The organism is Kitasatospora acidiphila, assembly GCF_006636205.1.
Classification (GTDB): Bacteria; Actinomycetota; Actinomycetes; order Streptomycetales; family Streptomycetaceae; genus Kitasatospora; species Kitasatospora acidiphila.
The window spans coordinates 6,309,269-6,326,245 of sequence record NZ_VIGB01000003.1; the positions used below are offsets into that span (position 1 = coordinate 6,309,269).

A 16,977-nucleotide genomic window follows, 5' to 3' on the forward strand; every position below is an offset into this window, starting at 1 on the left:
GTCCGCGGCCGTGAACCTCCGTCACCTGATCACCCGTCACCCCCGCTTGACGTCGTAACGAAGGCGTCGTAACGAATGGGAGTCCCGCAGTGCTGACCGTCGACTTCTCCCGCTTCCCACTCGCCCCGGGCGACCGGGTGCTCGATCTGGGCTGCGGCGGTGGCCGGCACGCGTTCGAGTGCTACCGCCGCGGCGCCAACGTGGTGGCCCTGGACCAGAACGCCGACGAGATCGCCGAGGTCCGCAAGTGGTTCGCCGCGATGGCCGAGGCCGGCGAGGCGCCCGAGGGGGCGAGCGCGGTGGCCATGGAGGGCAACGCGCTGGCGCTGCCGTTCGAGGACGAGTCCTTCGACAAGATCATCATCTCCGAGGTGATGGAGCACATCCCGGACGACAAGGGCGTCCTCAACGAGATGTTCCGGGTGCTCAAGCCCGGCGGGCTGCTCGCCGTCACGGTGCCGCGCTGGCTGCCGGAGAAGATCTGCTGGACACTCTCCGACGAGTACCACGAGGTCGAGGGCGGCCACATCCGGATCTACCGCGGCGACGAGCTGCTGGACAAGCTGCGCGACGCCGGCCTCAAGCCGTACGGCACCCACCACGCCCACGCCCTGCACTCGCCGTACTGGTGGATCAAGTGCGCGGTCGGCGTCAACAACGACAAGGCGCTGCCGGTGCGGGCCTACCACCAGCTGCTGGTCTGGGACATCGTCGGCACCCCGGTGATCAGCAAGCTCACCAAGGCCGCCGAGGCCGCGCTCAACCCGGTGATCGGCAAGAGCTTCGTCGCCTACGCCAGCAAGCCCAACCGGACCGCCGAATGACGATCCCCGAGGGCGTGGCGGCCCCCGAGACCCTGCTGCTGCCCGGCGTGCTGGACGCCGCCGAGGCCGCCGCCACCGTGCGTTCGATCCTGGCCGAGCAGCGCCCCGACGGCGGCATCCCGTGGTTCACCGGCGGTCACCTCGACCCGTGGGACCACACCGAGGCGGCGATGGCCCTGGACGCGGCCGGCGAACACGCCGCCGCCGACCGCGCCTACCGCTGGCTGGCCGAGCAGCAGAACCCGGACGGCTCCTGGTACGCCGGCTACTACGGCGACGGCGCCCCGGGCGTCAGCAACCGGGCGGTCGAGAGCAACTTCTGCGCCTATGTGGCGGTGGGCAGTTGGCACCACTACCTGACCACCGGCGACGACGCCTTCGTGGACCGGATGTGGCCGGTGGTGCGCCGGGCGCTGGACTTCACGGTGGGCCTGCAACTGCCGGGCGGCCCGATAGCCTGGCGGCTGGACGAGGACGGCGCACCCGCGCAGGAGGCGCTGCTGACCGGCTCGTCCAGCATCCTGCACGCCCTGCGGTGCGGTCTCGCCATCGCCGAGCACCGCCAGGAGCCCCAGCCCGACTGGGAGTTGGCGGCCGGTCTGCTGCAGCACGCGGTGGCCGAGCACCCCGAGCGGTTCCTCGACAAGGGCCGCTACTCGATGGACTGGTACTACCCGGTGCTCGGCGGCGCGCTGAGCGGTGCCGCGGCCGAGCGCCGGCTGGCGGCCGACTGGGACCGCTTCGTGGTCGACGGGCTCGGGGTGCGCTGCGTCAGCGACCGGCCCTGGGTGACCGGTGGTGAGAGCGCCGAACTCGCCCTCGCGCTCTGGGCGGTGGGCCGGCACGAGGACGCCGCGACCATCCTGCGCTGGATCCGCCGGCTGCGGAACCAGGACGGCTCCTACTGGACCGGCTACGTCTTCGAGGACGACGCCATCTGGCCCGAGGAGCACACCACCTGGACCGCCGGCTCGATGCTGCTCGCGGTGGCCGTGCTCGGTGGCGACCCCGCCACCTGCGCCGTCTTCGCCGCCGACAAGCTGCCGGGCGGACTTGCCGTGCAAGGCTGCTGCTGACCGCAGCGCGCAAAACCCGAACGGCCCGGCGGGAGAACTCCCGCCGGGCCGTTCGCAGTTGAGCTCGGCTGCGGTCAGCCGCGCTGGATGCCGGTGACGTCCACCAACACACCCTGGGTGCCGTCCTGCAGCTGGGCCACCAGGGCGGTGCCGCGCTGCTCCACCGCCAGGTACCAGGTGCCGGGCACCAGCTGGCCGACCGGCGGACCGGCCGAGCCGTCCTTGGGGGCCAGCGACCGCGGTGCCGGAACGGCGAACCAGAACGGGGCGAACTCGGCGACCGGAGCGCTCGGGGCGGGTGCCGCGGCCGCCGGGGCCGGGTCGGCGGCCAGGGTCGGCGGCAGCACGGCGGTCTGCTCGGCGGCCGACTCGGGGATGCCCTGGGCGGCCACCGGGGCGGCAGCGGCAGCGGGAGCGGGGGCCGGGAAGGCGTCCTGCGGCTGCGGCTGGGCACCCACGCCCGGGGCCGGCTGGCCGAACTGCGGCTGCTGGCCGGGCTGCTGACCGAACGCAGCCGGCGCACCGGCCTGGCCGGCATCCGGGGCCGGGAAACCGTAGCCGCCCGGCTGCTGGCCGGGGAACTGCTGGCCGGGCGCGTGCTGCTGACCCGGGTAGCCGTAGCCGCCCGCCTGCGGGAAGCCCTGGCCGGGGAAGCCCTGCTGGAAGCCAGGGGCGGCCGGCTTGTCGCTCACCAGCGGCGCCTGGAGCGCCGGCACCAGCGGCCCGGCGACGGCCGCGCCGGTCAGCACCGCGGTGGCGATCAGACCCAGGTAGGCGCCCCAGGAGTGGGAGAAGGTGACGTCCTGGTTGCCGGAGCCGCTGCCCAGCGACCAGAGCGCGGTCCACAGCGAGGCCACCGCGAGCCCGTTGCCCCACTGGTCCAGCCGCAGGCCCAGGATCTGCCGGGTCTTCGCCGCCTCACCCTGGAGCCGCTGCAGCAGGATCAGCACCGCCGCGGCGATGCCCAGCAGGTAGATCGACGGCAGCACCGGGAGCAGCTGGGTGGACCAGGCGTTGTCCGGCAGGCCGCTGAGGGTCTTGCAGGTGCCCTCGTAGCAGGCCTCGGCCGTGATGAACGGCAGGAAGGACGAGATGAGCAGAAGCACGGCCGCACCGGCGACGGCGGCATCTCCCCTGGTGAGAGCGCGCAGATTCACGGTTTCGGTTCCCCTCGCTGGTGTGTCGTGTCGGCGTAACGGCCTGTGATTCTACTGATCCCGGTACCAACCGGTCAGCCGGTGGGGCTCGGCGTGGCTCCGGCGTGGCTCAGAAAGGCGGTGAACCCGTCGGCGATGCCCTGGGCCGCCTTCTGCCGCCACTGCGGATCCGTCATCCGTTCGGCGTCGCCCGCGTTGCGCATGTTGCCGCATTCGATGAACACCTTGGGCACCTTGGACAGGTTCAGTCCGCCCAGGTCGTCACGGGTGTCCAGGCCCTGGTCGGCGATGTAGTCGGCGAACTGCTCGCCGGTGGCGCGCTGGAAGTCGTCGCGGACCAGCAGGCCGAGCTGGTGCGAGGGCTCGGTGATCGCGGTGGTGTCGGCCTGCCCGGCGACCACCTTGGCCGGCACGATCACGTGGAAGCCGCTGCCGGAGGCCGGTCCGCCGTCCCCGTGCACCGAGATGGCGGCGTCGGCGTGCGCGTCGTTGCCGATCGCCGCGCGCTCGGTGATGCACGGGCCGTACGGGCGGTCGCCGTCCTGGGTGAGGATCACCGTGGCGCCGAGGCCCTGCAGCAGGTCGCGCAGCCGGTGCGAGACGTCCAGGGTGAAGTCGGCCTCGGTGTAGCCCGCGTCGGTCGAGGTGCCGGTGGTGTCGCACTCCTTGTGCCCGTTGCCGACGTCCACCTGCTGGTTGATCTCGGTGGGGTGGTTGACGTTGTTCGGGTTGTGGCCCGGGTCGAGCGCGATGGTGCGGCCGGCCAGCGGCTTGTCCGCGGTGCTGCTGGGGCCGGCACTGCCGGGGCCGGCGCTGCCGGGTGGCGCGCTGGTCGCGGCGGCACTCGGGCTGGCGCTGCCGGCGGCGGTGCTGCTGGGGGAGGCGCTCGGGCTGGCGCTGCTGGGCGTGGTCGGCGCCGGGGCGGCACCGGCGGCCGCGCTGCTGCCGCCGCAGCCGGTGAGCGCGAGCGCCGTGGTCAGGCCGAGCGCGGCGAGCAGCGCGCCGCGGGCCGGGCGGGCGGCGGTGCGGTCACGGGTGGGCCGGGTGGTACGGAGGTTCACGAGCTGTCAGATCCTGTCCCAGGTCCGGCTGGCCAGGCCGTAGCTGCCGGCCAGCGCGTTCCACTTGGCGACGAAGTCCTTCTTGGCCTGAGTGGCCTGCGGGTTGAGCTGGTCGGCCTTCTGCTTGTCCGCGGTGTCGGGCGCCTGGTTGCCGTTGCCGCAGCCGCCGGCGCTGACCGACTGCGCCCAGGCCGCGTACGCCCGGTCGATGTCCGCGGACGTCTGCCAGGCCGACTTCAGGCTCTGCACGGCGTCGGCGCCGCCGGGGATGTCGGCCACATTGAGGACGGCCAGCTGGGCGACCAGCTTGTCGCGCTGGTCGGCGCCGCTGGTGAAGGTCTGCACGGCGGCGTCGATGTCGGCCTTGGCGGGACAGCTGGCCACCTGGGCGACCGCGCTGCCGATCGGGGCCTTGGCCGCCTCGCCCTGGGTCAGCAGGCCGTCCAGCGCCTGGGCCTCGCTCTGCGCGTTCGCGCCGCCACTCGCGCTCGCACTGGCGCCGGCCGAGTCGGACGCGCCGGCGCTCGGGCTGTCAGTGGCCGACGGCGAGCCGGACGCCGGCGCGCCGCCCGTGCTCGGCGCCGTTGCACCGGTGGTGGGCGGGGCAGCCGCCTTGGCGGTCGGGCTGCCGGAACCGGAGTTCTGCATCGCCAGCACAGCGCCGCCGCCCACCGCCAGCAGCAGCACCAGGCCGGCGCCGACCAGCAGCGGGGTGCGGCGGCGGGCCGGGCGGTCATCGTCGTCCGGATCCTCCTCGTACCGGCCCGGCAGGTCCAGACCGCCGCCGGGCGGGGCCTGGGGCGGCGGGGGGTAGCCGGCGGGGACCGGGGGCAGCATCGCGGTGGGTGCGTCCGGCGGGGTGGCCGGGGGGTAGCCGTAGCCGCCCGGTGCGCCGGGGGGCGGGGGCAGCAGGGGGCGGTCGGCGGGTGCGCGGGGGTGCGCGGCGGCGGGTAGCCGTAGCCGGGTTGCGGCGCGGCCTGGCCGGGGGCGCCCGGGGGTGCCGTGGGCGGGGCCGGTGGCACGGGCGGCGGCGGGCCGGCCTGCAGATACGGACGGGCGGTCAGCATCGGACCCTGGTCGCCCACCGCCCCGGCGTGTGGCTGCGGCGCCATCGGGGAGGCGGGCGCACCCCCGGGCGGCGTGGGCCCGGTCGGCCGCGGCGCGCCGCCGGCCGCCGGACGGCGCACCCAGCCGCCCGCGCCGCCGTTCGCGGCCGGATCCCAGACCGCGGGTGTCATGTCGCCCTGATGGTCCGTCATGCTCAGTGGCCCCCGCCTTCAGGTCCGGCCGTGCCCGTGGTCGCTGGTGGTCAGTGGTGCGCGGTGCGGCGGCCCGCCGGTCCCGTCCGGACCGTCGGTGCCGGTACGGACCCCGCGAGTGCCCGTCGTCACCGTACCGGCCGTTCGAGGTCCCGAGGGGATCGGCTCCGGAAAAATCGAGCCGATCCGCCGTAACGGACCACGCACGGTCAGCGGGCGGTGTCAGACGGTGCGGCGCAGCACCCGCAGCGAACCGGTGACCGAGACCTCCTCGAACCCCTCGGCCAGCGCCCGCAGGTACACCCGGTACGGCGCCTGGCCGCCGTCGGCGGGGTCGGGGAAGACGTCGTGCACCACCAGCAGGCCGTCCTCGGCCAGGTGCGGCACCCAGCCCTCGTAGTCGCCGGTGGCGTGCTCGTCGGTGTGCCCGCCGTCGATGAAGACCAGCGCGAGGCGGCCGCCCCAGACCGCCGCCACCTGCGGGGAGCGGCCCACCAGGGCGATCACGTGCTGCTCCAGGCCGGCCCGGTGCAGGGTGCGGCGGAACCGGGGCAGCGTGTCCATCAGGCCGACCTCAGGGTCGACCAGCGTGTCGTCGTGGTACTCCCAGCCCGGCTGCTGCTCCTCGGAGCCGCGGTGGTGGTCGACGGTCAGCGCGACGGTGCCGGTGCGGCGGGCGGCGTCGGCCAGCAGGATCGCCGACCGGCCGCAGTAGGTGCCGATCTCCAGCACCGGCAGGCCGGTGCGCTCGGCGGCCTCGACGGCGGCCGCGTACAGCGCCAGGCCCTCGTCCACCGGCATGAAGCCGTCGGCGGCGCTGAAGGCCGCCAGCACCTCGGGAGCCGGGGCGGGGGTCTCGGTCATGGTGCTGCTCCTGCGCTGGTGGATCGGGCGGACGGGGTGGGGACATCCTCGCACCGCATTACCGGCCGGTAGCCGGCTGGGTGCCCCGGACATGAGGACGGGCCCGACCCCGCCGGCGGCGGAATCGGGCCCGGGATCGCGCAGGCGGCCGTCGGCCGTCAGTTCGCGGTCGCCTCCATGCGGTGGCGGCCGCGCCCGCCGGCCTCGCTGCTGTCGTCCGAGGCGAGCAGACCGCGGTGGCGGCCGTGGGCGGCGTCCTCCGAGTTGGCCTCGTCGGCGCCGTGGTCGCTGGTGTCGTTGAGGGTTTCGGACATCTGTCGTCTTCTCCGTGCGTGGGTGCAAGGTCTGTGGTGCCGCGCGGCACCGCCGGCCATGACCGGGCCCGTACGCCGTGACCGGGCCTGGCACAGGGAAATGCCGCCTCGGTACGGCGCGGCGACCCGCGGCACACCGAAGCGATCTCGCCCCGTTGGTAGGTCACCCTAATGGCCGACCCTGACAAAGCCTATCCACCCCCGCGCCTGGCGGACGATCAGGCGCGGCGTGTCGCCCGCAGCGGCACGGAACGTCGGTGCCGTCGCTCCTGACGTCTGCCGGGACGCCCGCCCGCGGCCCGGCCCCGGCCCCGGCTGGGCCGTACTCGTCTCAGAGTCGGTCGAGCAGCTCCGGCAGCCGCTCGATCAGCGCGGTCGCCCCGGCATCGACGAGCCGCTGAGGCGGCATCAGGGCGGTGTAGCCGATCACGTCCATGCCGGCGGCCCGTGCGGCCCGCACCCCGTTGGGGCTGTCCTCGACCACCAGGCAGTCGCCCGGCGCCACCCCGAGCGAGGCCGCCGCGTGCAGGAAGAGGTCCGGAGCGGGCTTGCCCACGCCGTCGACGTCCTGCGCGCTGAACACCACCTCCCGCGGCAGCTGCGGACGCAGCCCCGCCCGGTCCAGGGTGAGGTCGATCCAGGCGTGGTCGGAGGAGGACGCCAGGCAGTACGGCACACCGCGCTGCCGCAGTTCGGTCAGCACCGCCGCGGCATCCGGTGTCGCGGCCAGTCCCTCGCGGAACGCGGCGAAGACCCGGTCGTGGCAGCGCGCCGTGAAGTCCTCGGGCAGGACGCCCTGGTAGCGGTCGGCGATCACCTGGTGGACCGTCCGACCCGCGTTGCCGAGGAAGTGGTGGTAGGACTCCTCGAGGGTGGTCGGGAAGCCGAGTTCGGTCAGATAGCCCGAGAGGATCCGGTGCGCGGTCGGCTCGCTGTCGACGAGCACCCCGTCATTGTCGAAGATCACTAACTGATAGCCCATCAAGGCAGCCTACCGACTCCCTGATGTATGGCCCTGAACGGTCATAGACCTGCCCACAGCGCGGGCTTGTCGATAGGTTTGGCCTCGTGACCAACGAATTCAAGGACGGAAGCGCCGGAGACGCCGACTACGGTTCCATCGGTGCTGGCTACAGCAACTACCGCCAGCCGGATCCGCGCATCGCGGAGCTCATCCAGCAGGCCCTGGGCGAGGTCCGCACCGTTGTCAACGTCGGTGCGGGGCGGGGTCCTACGAGGCCGGGCCGTTCGAGTTCACCGCGGTGGAGCCGTCCCAGGTGATGCGGGAGCAGCGGCCCGAGCACCTGGCGCCCGCCATTGACGCCACGGCCGAGCAACTGCCTTTCGAGGACGGCTCGTTCGACGCCGCGCTGGCCACCTTCACCGTGCACCAGTGGAGCGACGTCAAGGCCGGACTGCGCGAGCTGCGGCGCGTCGCCCGCGGTCCGGTGGTCATCCTGACCTGCGACCCCGCGTTGGTGCGGGACTTCTGGCTGCACCAGTACGCGCCGGACGTCCTCGACCACGAGGCCCGGCGCTACCCCGCGATCAGCACCATCTCCGACACCCTCGGCGGTGCCGTCGCGGTGGACCGGGTGCCGATCCCGGCCGACTGCACCGACGGCTTCAACGAGGCCTACTTCGCCCGCCCGGAGCGGCTGTTGGACCCGGGCGCCCGCCAGGCCTGCTCGGCGTGGAGCTTCGTCGAGCCGGAGCTGCGGGAGCAGTACCTCAAGAAGTTCCGCCGCGAACTGAGCTCCGGCGCCTGGGACGAGCGCCACGGCGCCCTGCGGCACCAGGACAGCTACAACGGTTCGCTGGTGCTGATCCGCGCGATTCCCTGATCCGCACTCCGTTCGGTCCCGCCCGGTTCGGCCCCGCCCGCTCGCCCGCCCGTCCGCTCGCCCGGGCGGGGCCGAACCGCTGCCCGCGCTCAGCCGGTTGCGGCGGCCGGGTCCAGGACCGCCGTCAGCAGCCGGTTGGCCAGGGGAGCAGGGGCGGCGAAGTCCAGGCTCAGGTTGGAGACCGAGTAGACGGCGCGGACGCTCAGGTCGCGGCTGGCGAACATGCCGTTGGCGTAACCGAGGTCGTGCCCGGTCTTGCCCCAGAGCAGCTGCCCGTCGGGCAGTTGGACGGACATCAGGCCGGCGCCGAAGCAGGCCAGCTTGTTGCAGGAGGTGCCGTTGACGAACGGCACGGGCTTGCCCCGGCCGTCCTTGGGCAGGGTGAACAGCTCCTGCTGCTGCGCGGCGGGCAGCAGACGGCCCTGGAGCAGGGCGGTGAGGAAGCGGTCCAGGTCGGCCGGGGTGGAGATCATGTTGGACGGGTCGCCGCCCTGCTCGCTGACGTCCACGTTCTCACCGTGGCTGTCCGTCAGATAGCCGTGCAGACAGGGGCGCGGCATGGTCGGATCATCCTCAGGCACCGAGGTCTGTTCGAGGTGCAGCGGCGTCAGGACGCGCTCGGTGACCTCGTCCCTGAAGGAGCGGCCGGTGGTCTGCTCGATCAGCTTGCCCGCGATCCGGAAGCCGAGGGAGTTGTACTCCTGCTTGGTGCCGGGGGCGAAGTGCGGGCCGGGCCAGGGGCGGTGGGCGGGGCGCAGGGTGGACTGGATGATCTCGTCGAAGGTGCGGTACCGGTAGCGGAGGGCGGCCCGCAGGGCGGTGGGGTCGAGCGGCGGGCAGGCGGTGGCCGTGTTCGGGTGCGTCGGGGCCGGGGCGCCTGCGGCGAAGGCCTGGGTGCCGGCGCCGGCGGTGAGGCCGATCAGGGCGGTGCAGGCCAGGCCGAGGGTGGCGGCGCGACGGGCGAGCGGCTGCATGCGGTGGCTCCGGTGGTTCGGGGGTGCGGTCCGTGGTGGCATGAACCAGCCTGACGGCAGGTCAGCTCACCGGGTATCGGGATCAACCCGGAGCCGGCCCGGAGTCGACCCTTGAGGTCTGATAATCCGAGTTTCGTCCGTACTCGAATTTTTTCCGCCAGGCCCTCCCGCCCGCCTTGTCACGATGGCACCCTGGGATTATGACGCCGAGCTATCGGACGATCGCCGAGCGTGCTGTCCGGGAGGTGGCTCCCGCGGCCGAGTGGCGGGTTCAGGAGGACGAGACCTGGTGCATGGTCTCCCCTCCGCGACACGTGCGCCGGGACCAGGGCTGGAAGCTGCACCTGTCGGCGACCCCGGGGGTCGCGTGCCGACTGCTGGAGGCGGCGGCCCGGGTGCTGGTGGCGCACGACTGCGCGTTCAAGTTCGCCGTCACCCCGCAGGTCGCCGCCGAGCTGAACTCGGTGCGGGCGGTCCGCGGCCAGTCGGGCAAGTTCCTCACCGCCTATCCGGCCGATGACGACCAGCTGCGGCTGCTCGCCGAGCAGCTGCACCGGGCCACGGTCGGCTTGGACGGCCCCGCGATCCTCTCCGACCGGCGCTACCACCCCGACAGCCCGGTGTACTACCGCTACGGCTGCTTCGCCCGGCCGCACGAGCTGAACGACGAGGGGTTCTACGAGGGCCGATTGCGCGCCCCCGACGGCAGTTCGGAGCCCGACCGGCGGGAGGCGTGGTTCTCGCCGCCGCCCTGGGTCCCGCTGCCGTTCGACCAGCCCGAGCCCGAGGGTGCGGCGGGGCGGCGGCGCGGCGGACCAGTGCTCCTCGCCGACCGCTATCTGGTCAAGGAGGCCATCCGGCACTCCAACAGGGGCGGCGTCTACCGGGCCCGGGACGAACGGACCGGCGCCGAGGTCCTGTTGAAGGAGGCCCGGCCCCACGTAGCCGCCGACCCCAGTGGGCGGGACGCGCGGGACTGGCTGCGCCATGAGGCCGAGGTGCTGCGCGCCCTGGCACCCCGGGGTGTCGCCCCTGCCGTGCACGAGGTGTTCACCGCCGCCGAACACGTCTTCCTGATGGAGGAGTTGATCGATGGCGGCACCCTGCAGCAGTGGGCGGTCGACCGCGCGCGGCAGGCCGGCGGCCGGATGCCGGCGCGGCTCGTCCGGCAACTGGCGGGCCGGCTGGCACGGCTGATCGGCGAGGTGCACGAAGCCGGGTTCGTGCTGCGGGACTTCAAGCCGAGCAATGTGATGATGGCGGCCGGCGACACACCCGTGCTGGTCGACCTGGAGTGCGCCGCCCGCCCGGGCGAACCGGTCCGGGTGGCCGGCACCCGGGGCTTCACCGCCCCGAGTACCTGGCCACCGCCGAGCCGGACGATCCGCCGCGGCCCGCGCCCGGCCCGGCGGTCGACTGCTACAGCCTGGGCGCCACCCTGCTCTACGTCAGCACCGGCATCAACCCCGTGCTCACCCCCGACATCCCGGCCGCCCGGACGGACGGCGAGCGGATCGCGGCGATCGTCCGGGCCGCACTGCCCGAGTTCCCGGCCCTGCGGGCGCTGGCCCCCGCGATCCTCGGGCTCACCGCCGAGCCGGCCGACCGCTGGTCGCTGGCGGCGGTCGCCTCATTCCTCGCGGCCGAGCCCCGAGACGGGCCGGTGCCACCGGCCGCCGAGCTCGCCCGGGACGACCTCGACCGGCTGCTGGCCGACGGGCTCGCCCAGCTCGCGGAGACCATCGACCCGGCGGCCGAGTACCTGTGGGCCCGCCCGCGCTCGCTGCCGTACGGCGACGCCTGCAATGTGCAGATGGGCGCGGCCGGCGTGCTGGCCGTGCTGGGCCGGGCCGTCCGCTGCGGGCACCGCGTGGCCGAACCGACGCTGCGCACCGCCGCGCACTGGCTGGACTGCCACCTGGAGCGGCCCAGCAGGACGTTGCCCGGCCTCTACTTCGGCCGCTCCGGCACGGCGTGGGCGCTGTACGACGCCGCTCGCACCCTCGGCGACGAGGCACTGGCGAGCCGGGCCGTCGACTACGCGCTGCGCATTCCGCTCGACTGGCACAACCCCGATGTCTGCCACGGCCTGGCCGGGGCCGGCACCGCGCAGCTGCACCTGTGGCATGCGACGGGCGACCAGCGCTTCGCCGAGCGGGCATCGGAGTGCGCGGACCGGGTGGTGCGACTGAGCTCGCAGGCGCAGGGCGGGGTGGACTGGCCGCTGGGCGAGGGGGTCCGCTCCGAGCTGGCCGGTGCCGGCTCCTACGGCTTCGGGCACGGGGTCGCCGGGCTCGGCACCTTCCTGGCTGCCGCCGGCCGCGACCTGGCCCGGCCCGAGCTCCTGGAGATCGCGGTCGGCGGCGGCCAGGTGCTCTGCGCCGTCGCGGAGTCGGCGGGTGAGTGGGCCGAGTGGCCGAAGGGCCCCGGTCGCACCGAGCGCATGGGCCTGGACTTCTGGTGCAACGGCAGCTCGGGCATCGGCACCTTCCTGGTCCGCCTCTGGCAGCAGACCGGGATCGACCGGTTCCGCGCCCATGCGGAGCGGGCCGGCGTCGCCGTCCACCAGAACCGCTGGCGGCTCGGCCCCGGCGACTGCCACGGCGTGGCCGGCAACGCGGAGCTGCTGCTCGACCTGGCGGAGGCGACGGGGGAGCAGCGGTACCGGGGGTGGGCGGCGGAGAGCGCCACCTGCCTCTTCGTCAGGGCGGCGCATCGCGGGGGCCGGCTGGTGGTGCCGGACGACACCCTGCGCGACATCTGCGCGAGCTACCAGGTCGGCTTCGCCGGCGTCCTGGACTTCCTGCTCCGCCTCAGACACGGCGGCCACCGTTCGTGGCTGGTCGACACGGGTCGACCCGTCGGGAGGCCGTCGGCAGAAGAGAAGTACACCCCGAGAGGAGAGTCGAACCATGGACACCCAGGTTCTGGAACTGCAGGAACTGCCCGAAACCTACGAGGAGTTGCTGGAGCCGCTGATGTGCTGTGACACCGGCCACCGCAGCTTCGAGGTCAGTGACTTCTGCGCCGTCCCACCGGGCGACGAGAAGTAGCGGAACACGGGGCCTGCGCGGGCGTGCCGACCGCGCCCGCGCAGGCCCACGACTCCGTGACGGTCAGCCGGTACCCGCCTGCGCCAGGATGCTCAACGCCAACTCCCGCCCCGCGCCCGCCGGGTCGCCGTCCGGCCGAGTGGCGCCGGCGGCCATGATGCCGTCGATGACCAGCAGCAACTGGCCGGCCGCCGGCGCCGGTCGCGGATGGCCGAGGCGAGCCAGCTCGACTTCGAACAGCCCTGTCACGGTGGCCCGGTACTCCCGGGTGACGGCATGCCCCGGGTGGTCCGGGTCGGCCAGGGCCAGGTCCGCCGCCAGGTAGCGGCAGCCCCGGAAGTCGGCCTGCTCGACGACCAGTGCCAGCTGGTCGAAGACCGCCAGCAGTCGGGCGCGCGGGTCGTCGCCGGCCGCGGCCATGGTCGCGCGGTAGGCGGCCTCGTCCTGCGCGGCGCTGCGGCGGAGCACCTCGGCGATCAGGCCGTCCTTGCCGCCGAAGTGCTCGTAGAGCGAGCGCCGCGCCACGTTGGCGGCCTTGAGCAGGGTGTCCACGCCGACCCCGACGCCTTGGCGGTACGTCAACTCCTGGGCGGCGTCGAGCAGGCGTTCGCGGGGGCCGGGTTTGGTGCGGGTGGTCATGGTGCCAGCCTGTCAGCTCTTGCCGAGTAGATCAACCGGTCTATATATTTGCCGACGGAAGTAGACCGGATGTTCTATCTACTTGGGGGTTCTTCATGTCATCGGTGCGCACCACGGCGGCCGTGATCGAGCGGTTCAACCACGCATTCGTCCACCACCTCCCCGATGAGCTCGACGAACTGGTCGGCGAGGACTGCGTGATGGAGGGGATCCAGCCCGCGCCGGACGGCGAGCGTTACGACGGCGGACAGGCCTGCCTGGAGTTCTGGCGGGCGCTGGCCGCCGACCGCACCACCCGGTTCGCGCCGGAGGAGGTGGTGGTGATGGGTGAGCACGCCACCATCCGCTGGCGGTACCGGTACGGCGACGGCCCCGCCGACTCCGTCCGGGGCGTCAACCTGATGCGGGTGCGGGACGGCCGCATCGTCGAGGCCCTCGGCTACAGCAAGACGGCCGGTGAGGTGCCGCTGGCGGCCGAAGCGTGAACGGCGGTCGGAGCATGCGCAGTTCGCGGCGATGAACCGGACGCCGGAGGAGCACGGGATCCGTCCGGTGATCGACCGGGTGGTGCCGTTCGACGAGGCCCCGGCGGCGTTCCGGCGCTACGCCTCGGCGGCGGCGTTCGGCAAGGTGGTGATCTCCATGGGGGACTGACGCGGCAGTAGCAGGGGAGTCGCCAGCAGGAGCAGGCCCGCGGCCGCGATGGCGGTGCGCGGGCCGGTGACGGCGGCGAGCAGGCCCCAGAGCGCGGTCAGGGCCGCGATGGTGGCGCTGCTGGTGATCGACCAGGCGGAGATGGTGCGGGCCACCAGGTGCTGCTCGGTGTGGTCGAGCCGCATGGTGGCCAGCACCGGGTTGGTGATGCCGATGAACAGGATCAGGGCGAACTGGAGGACGATCACCAGCAGCATGCCGCCCGTGCCGGAGCCGATGAAGGCCAGGCCGATCGGCCAGCAGGCGCGCAGGGTGCCGCCCACCAGCAGGACCCGGTGCCGGCCGTAGCGGTCGACGACCCGCTTGGAGAGCCGTGAGCCGAGCAGGCCGCCGAGGCAGGGGGTGGCGAAGGCCAGGGTGTACTGCCAAGGGGCGAAGCCGAGCCGGCCGAGCATCAGCACGGAGAGCAGCGGTTCGGTTGCCATGATCAGGGCGTTGAACAGGACGGAGTTGAGGAACAGCGGGCGCAGCACGGGGTGGCCGAGGATGTGGCGCCAGCCGTCCAGCAGTCCGCCGCCGGCGCGGGGCGAGCTGGGCGGCGCCGGCTGCGGTTCGCGGTGCCGGATGGCGGCGATCCCCACCGCGGAGAGCAGGTAGCTGACCGCGTCGGCCAGCACCGTCACCACCGAGCCGAACCAGCCGATCGCGGCGCCGCCGAGCGGCGGGCCGAGCACGGTGGACGTCCAGGTGGTCGACTCGAAGCCGGCGTTGGCGGCCAACAGGTCCTCGGGCGCAACCAGCGACTTGAGGTAGGCGCTGCTGGCCGCCCGGAAGGCGATCTTGGCCGCGGCCACCACCACGGCCACGACCAGGAGTTGGAGGAAGCTCAGCCGGCCGATGGCATAGGCGGCCGGGATGGTCAGCAGGGCGGCGAACCGCACCGCGTCCATCGCCACCATCACCCGCCGCTTGCGGCGGAACTCCACCCAGGGCCCGAGCGGCACCGCGATCGCCGCCCCCACCGCCAGCCCGGCCGACGCGAGCAGCGAGACCTGGGCCGACCCGGCGTGCAGCACCCGGATCGCGATCAGCGAGAAGGCGCCGAAGCCGAGCCCCGAACCGTAGGCACTGACGGCGTAGGCACCCCAGAGGAGGTGGTAGTTCCGCCCAAGTGATCGCCGCTTTGCCATGTGTGCCTTCCTCACTCGTACAACTCAACCGTGATACGGACCATCCAAGCGGGCGGCGGATGCGCTGTTCAAACCCGCGAGGGAGGGCCTGGCCACAACGGATCATTGTGGCAGTAGCATCACGACCCATGGACCTTGAAGCCGTGCGCACGTTCGTGGCCGCCGCCGACGCGGGCCGTTTCCAGGACGCGGCCGTCGACCTGGCGGTCACCCAGCAGGCCGTCTCCCGGCGGATCGCGACGCTGGAGGGGGAGCTCGGGGTGCGCCTGTTCACCCGGACCGCGCGCGGCTCGGTGCTCACCATCGACGGGCAGGCGTTCCTCCCGCACGCGCGCGAGCTGCTGCGGTCCGCCGAGCGGGCGGTGGCCTCGGTGCGGCCCGGGCAGCGCGCGCTGCGGGTCGATGTGATCGGCATGCGGATCGCGCCGGCGGCGCTGCTGCGGGAGTTCCACCGGGCCCAGCCCGAGACCGAGCTCGACGTGGTGACGCTCTTCGACGGTGACACGGCGATCGCCGCCGTCGCCTCCGGGGCGATCGATGCGACGTTCCGCGCCGTCGTCCAGCCGGGGCGCCAACTCCCGGACGGAGTACGGTCGATGCGGGTGATCGACGAGCCCCATCAGCTGCTCGCCGGGCCCCGGCATCCGCTGGCGGCGGCCCGGGAGGTCACCCTCGCGGAGCTGACCGGCCACCGGATCTGGATCCCGGGTGCCTCTCCGGGCACCGAATGGACCGCGTACTACGACGAGTTGGTGGCCGAGTTCGGGCTCGCCATCGACGCGGTCGGGCCCAACTTCGGCAGCGAGGCGCTGCTGGAGGTGATCGCCGACTCGGCGACGGTGGCCACCTTGACGACGGAGCGGACCAGGTTGGTCTGGCCCGCGGAGTACGACCTGCGGCGGATCCCGGTGGTCGACCCGGTGCCGCTGTACCCGCACTCGCTGGTCTGGCGCGACGACAACTCGCACCCGGCCCTGGCGGCGCTGCGCGAGTTCGCGGCGGCCCGGGCATGCCGAGTGGAGGGGTGGGTGCCCGGCTGGGTGCGGTGAGAAGGTGGAGGTGAGCGGGCCGCAGGCCCCCGCAGGAGGTGGCGCACCGATGGAGCAGGAGAGCCCCACCGCCCGGCAGCGCAGGCTGTGGGACTCGGCGGCCCCCGGCTACGACCGGCAGATCGCCTTCTTCGAGCGCGTCTGGTTCGGCGGCGGGCGGGAGTGGATCGGCTCGCGCGCCGGCGGCCGCGTGCTGGAGGTGGCGATCGGGACCGGCCGCAGCCTGCCCCACTACCGGGCCGGCGTGCGGCTCACCGGGATCGAGCTGAGCCCGGCGATGCTGGCGATCGCCGTCCGGCGCGCGGCCGGGCTCGGCATCGACGCCGACCTGCGTGACGGTGACGCCGAGGAGCTCCCTTTCGCGGACGGCACGTTCGACACCGTGGTGTGCGTGCTGGCGCTCTGCTCCATCCCCCGGCCGGCCCGGGCGGTCGGTGAGATGGCCCGGGTGCTCAAGCCCGGCGGCACGCTGCTGCTGCTCGACCACGTCGGCAGCAGCTGGCCGATCCTGCACGCCGTCCAGCGGCTCACCGAGCGGGGCACGATCCGCGCCGCCGGGGAGCACTTCACCCGCCGCCAGCGCCCGCTGGTCGAGGCGGCCGGGCTGCGGATCACCGAGGCCCAGCGGCTCAAGGCCGGCACGGTGGAACGCATCGCGGCGGTCAAACCCGCCCCGGGGAAAGGCCGGGTGGCCCGGGGCGCGAACGCCCTGGGCCACCCGGGGTGACTGCTGATCCCGATCGCGTCAGGCGACGGTCGTCAGGCGATGGTGAAGATCAGGCAGGTCAGGAGCAGGCAGGTGAACTGGCAGCCGTTGCCGCCGTTCAGCTCGACCGACTCGGTCTCCGGCAGGTCCTGCAGGGCCGCGAGGTCGGTCTCGAAAGCGGTCATCTCCATGATGGGTTCCTCCCCTTGATGGTCGCGCCCTGGTCGGGCGCGGTGTTGTGTGGTGCTCCGCCCGGCCACGGTGGCCGGGCAGTCCCCCGGGTCGCGTCGCGATCGCGAAGCGGGGAAGTCTG

Annotated in this window: 19 protein-coding genes and 1 pseudogene; 10 read left to right on the forward strand and 10 right to left on the reverse strand. The window is 73.5% G+C overall.

Going from position 1 to position 16,977, the window contains the following annotated elements; translation table 11 throughout:
• Positions 1 to 89: 89 nt before the first annotated feature.
• Positions 90 to 824, forward strand: coding sequence for a class I SAM-dependent methyltransferase (locus E6W39_RS29870; protein ID WP_141636135.1), 735 nt, complete (start codon positions 90 to 92; stop codon positions 822 to 824).
• Positions 821 to 1,900: a prenyltransferase/squalene oxidase repeat-containing protein gene (locus E6W39_RS29875; protein WP_141636136.1), complete on the forward strand. Its 1,080-nt coding sequence runs from the start codon at positions 821 to 823 to the stop codon at positions 1,898 to 1,900. The genes E6W39_RS29870 and E6W39_RS29875 overlap by 4 nt, the downstream gene beginning before the upstream one ends.
• 74 nt (positions 1,901 to 1,974) lie before the next feature.
• Here the strand turns inward: E6W39_RS29875 and E6W39_RS29880 are convergent, their stop codons facing one another.
• From E6W39_RS29880 to E6W39_RS29900, 6 genes are all read right to left on the reverse strand, one after another.
• Positions 1,975 to 3,057: a hypothetical protein gene (locus E6W39_RS29880; RefSeq protein WP_141636137.1), complete on the reverse strand. Its 1,083-nt coding sequence runs from the start codon at positions 3,055 to 3,057 to the stop codon at positions 1,975 to 1,977.
• Positions 3,058 to 3,131: 74 nt separating this feature from the next.
• Positions 3,132 to 4,118, reverse strand: coding sequence for an N-acetylmuramoyl-L-alanine amidase (locus E6W39_RS29885; RefSeq protein ID WP_181799501.1), 987 nt, complete (start codon positions 4,116 to 4,118; stop codon positions 3,132 to 3,134).
• A gap of 6 nt (positions 4,119 to 4,124) precedes the next feature.
• A complete protein-coding gene (locus E6W39_RS43170) occupies positions 4,125 to 4,955 on the reverse strand; it encodes a hypothetical protein (protein WP_141636138.1) in 831 nt (276 codons plus the stop codon).
• A gap of 644 nt (positions 4,956 to 5,599) precedes the next feature.
• Positions 5,600 to 6,241 (reverse strand): class I SAM-dependent methyltransferase, encoded by a 642-nt coding sequence (locus E6W39_RS29895; protein WP_141636139.1) that lies wholly within the window; start codon positions 6,239 to 6,241, stop codon positions 5,600 to 5,602.
• Positions 6,242 to 6,399: 158 nt separating this feature from the next.
• Positions 6,400 to 6,555: a hypothetical protein gene (locus tag E6W39_RS39835; protein ID WP_181799502.1), complete on the reverse strand. Its 156-nt coding sequence runs from the start codon at positions 6,553 to 6,555 to the stop codon at positions 6,400 to 6,402.
• 331 nt (positions 6,556 to 6,886) lie between these two features.
• Positions 6,887 to 7,537, reverse strand: a complete 651-nt coding sequence (locus tag E6W39_RS29900) for an HAD family hydrolase (protein WP_141636140.1) — start codon at positions 7,535 to 7,537, stop codon at positions 6,887 to 6,889.
• Between the two features lie 86 nt (positions 7,538 to 7,623).
• Here E6W39_RS29900 and E6W39_RS43740 point away from each other — a divergent pair, with 86 nt between their 5' ends.
• Together E6W39_RS43740 and E6W39_RS29905 are read left to right on the forward strand one after the other, a co-directional pair.
• Positions 7,624 to 7,836 (forward strand): hypothetical protein, encoded by a 213-nt coding sequence (locus E6W39_RS43740; RefSeq protein WP_323809104.1) that lies wholly within the window; start codon positions 7,624 to 7,626, stop codon positions 7,834 to 7,836.
• The gene (locus E6W39_RS29905; protein WP_323809105.1) at positions 7,818 to 8,399 is read left to right on the forward strand and encodes a class I SAM-dependent methyltransferase; all 582 of its coding nucleotides are present in this window, start codon (positions 7,818 to 7,820) and stop codon (positions 8,397 to 8,399) included. The genes E6W39_RS43740 and E6W39_RS29905 overlap by 19 nt, the downstream gene beginning before the upstream one ends.
• A gap of 89 nt (positions 8,400 to 8,488) precedes the next feature.
• On the opposite strand, the gene E6W39_RS29910 is transcribed toward E6W39_RS29905, so the two are convergent.
• Entirely contained in the window at positions 8,489 to 9,373 is an 885-nt protein-coding gene (locus E6W39_RS29910; RefSeq protein WP_141636141.1) for a serine hydrolase domain-containing protein, read from the reverse strand.
• A gap of 293 nt (positions 9,374 to 9,666) precedes the next feature.
• On the opposite strand from E6W39_RS29910, the pseudogene E6W39_RS42115 reads away from it, so the two are divergent.
• Both E6W39_RS42115 and E6W39_RS42120 read left to right on the forward strand, forming a co-directional pair.
• Positions 9,667 to 10,668 (forward strand): annotated as a pseudogene (locus E6W39_RS42115) (class III lanthionine synthetase LanKC N-terminal domain-containing protein); the annotation flags it as partial.
• Complete coding sequence (locus tag E6W39_RS42120; protein WP_228718412.1) at positions 10,668 to 12,362, forward strand: lanthionine synthetase C family protein; 1,695 nt, start codon at positions 10,668 to 10,670, stop codon at positions 12,360 to 12,362. The pseudogene E6W39_RS42115 and the gene E6W39_RS42120, both read left to right, overlap by 1 nt.
• Before the next feature lie 127 nt (positions 12,363 to 12,489).
• On the opposite strand, the gene E6W39_RS29920 is transcribed toward E6W39_RS42120, so the two are convergent.
• Positions 12,490 to 13,065: a TetR/AcrR family transcriptional regulator gene (locus E6W39_RS29920; RefSeq protein ID WP_141636142.1), complete on the reverse strand. Its 576-nt coding sequence runs from the start codon at positions 13,063 to 13,065 to the stop codon at positions 12,490 to 12,492.
• 95 nt (positions 13,066 to 13,160) lie between these two features.
• On the opposite strand from E6W39_RS29920, the gene E6W39_RS29925 reads away from it, so the two are divergent.
• Positions 13,161 to 13,550: a nuclear transport factor 2 family protein gene (locus E6W39_RS29925; RefSeq protein WP_141636143.1), complete on the forward strand. Its 390-nt coding sequence runs from the start codon at positions 13,161 to 13,163 to the stop codon at positions 13,548 to 13,550.
• 31 nt (positions 13,551 to 13,581) lie between these two features.
• Positions 13,582 to 13,719: a zinc-binding dehydrogenase gene (locus tag E6W39_RS29930; RefSeq protein WP_323809106.1), complete on the forward strand. Its 138-nt coding sequence runs from the start codon at positions 13,582 to 13,584 to the stop codon at positions 13,717 to 13,719.
• Here the strand turns inward: E6W39_RS29930 and E6W39_RS29935 are convergent.
• Entirely contained in the window at positions 13,668 to 14,909 is a 1,242-nt protein-coding gene (locus E6W39_RS29935) for an MFS transporter (protein ID WP_141636145.1), read from the reverse strand. The genes E6W39_RS29930 and E6W39_RS29935 overlap by 52 nt on opposite strands.
• Positions 14,910 to 15,037: 128 nt before the next feature.
• Between E6W39_RS29935 and E6W39_RS29940 the strand changes: the two genes are divergently transcribed.
• Complete coding sequence (locus tag E6W39_RS29940) at positions 15,038 to 15,958, forward strand: LysR family transcriptional regulator (protein WP_141636146.1); 921 nt, start codon at positions 15,038 to 15,040, stop codon at positions 15,956 to 15,958.
• A 49-nt stretch (positions 15,959 to 16,007) separates the two neighbouring features.
• Entirely contained in the window at positions 16,008 to 16,685 is a 678-nt protein-coding gene (locus tag E6W39_RS29945; protein ID WP_141636147.1) for a class I SAM-dependent methyltransferase, read from the forward strand.
• A gap of 32 nt (positions 16,686 to 16,717) precedes the next feature.
• Here E6W39_RS29945 and E6W39_RS39840 read toward each other — a convergent pair whose 3' ends face one another.
• Positions 16,718 to 16,855, reverse strand: a complete 138-nt coding sequence (locus E6W39_RS39840) for a VenA family class IV lanthipeptide (protein ID WP_180356426.1) — start codon at positions 16,853 to 16,855, stop codon at positions 16,718 to 16,720.
• Positions 16,856 to 16,977 lie beyond the last annotated feature (122 nt).

Coding starts and splice junctions, on each gene's coding strand:
- E6W39_RS29875 (WP_141636136.1), top strand. CDS start 821: ATGACGATCCCCGAGGGCGTGGCGGCCCCCGAGACCCTGCTGCTGCCC.
- E6W39_RS43170 (WP_141636138.1), bottom strand. CDS start 4,955: ATGCTGCCCCCGGTCCCCGCCGGCTACCCCCCGCCGCCCCAGGCCCCG.
- E6W39_RS29895 (WP_141636139.1), bottom strand. CDS start 6,241: ATGACCGAGACCCCCGCCCCGGCTCCCGAGGTGCTGGCGGCCTTCAGC.
- E6W39_RS39835 (WP_181799502.1), bottom strand. CDS start 6,555: ATGTCCGAAACCCTCAACGACACCAGCGACCACGGCGCCGACGAGGCC.
- E6W39_RS29900 (WP_141636140.1), bottom strand. CDS start 7,537: ATGGGCTATCAGTTAGTGATCTTCGACAATGACGGGGTGCTCGTCGAC.
- E6W39_RS29910 (WP_141636141.1), bottom strand. CDS start 9,373: ATGCAGCCGCTCGCCCGTCGCGCCGCCACCCTCGGCCTGGCCTGCACC.
- E6W39_RS29920 (WP_141636142.1), bottom strand. CDS start 13,065: ATGACCACCCGCACCAAACCCGGCCCCCGCGAACGCCTGCTCGACGCC.
- E6W39_RS29925 (WP_141636143.1), top strand. CDS start 13,161: ATGTCATCGGTGCGCACCACGGCGGCCGTGATCGAGCGGTTCAACCAC.
- E6W39_RS29930 (WP_323809106.1), top strand. CDS start 13,582: ATGAACCGGACGCCGGAGGAGCACGGGATCCGTCCGGTGATCGACCGG.
- E6W39_RS29935 (WP_141636145.1), bottom strand. CDS start 14,909: ATGGCAAAGCGGCGATCACTTGGGCGGAACTACCACCTCCTCTGGGGT.
- E6W39_RS29940 (WP_141636146.1), top strand. CDS start 15,038: ATGGACCTTGAAGCCGTGCGCACGTTCGTGGCCGCCGCCGACGCGGGC.
- E6W39_RS29945 (WP_141636147.1), top strand. CDS start 16,008: ATGGAGCAGGAGAGCCCCACCGCCCGGCAGCGCAGGCTGTGGGACTCG.
- E6W39_RS39840 (WP_180356426.1), bottom strand. CDS start 16,855: ATGGAGATGACCGCTTTCGAGACCGACCTCGCGGCCCTGCAGGACCTG.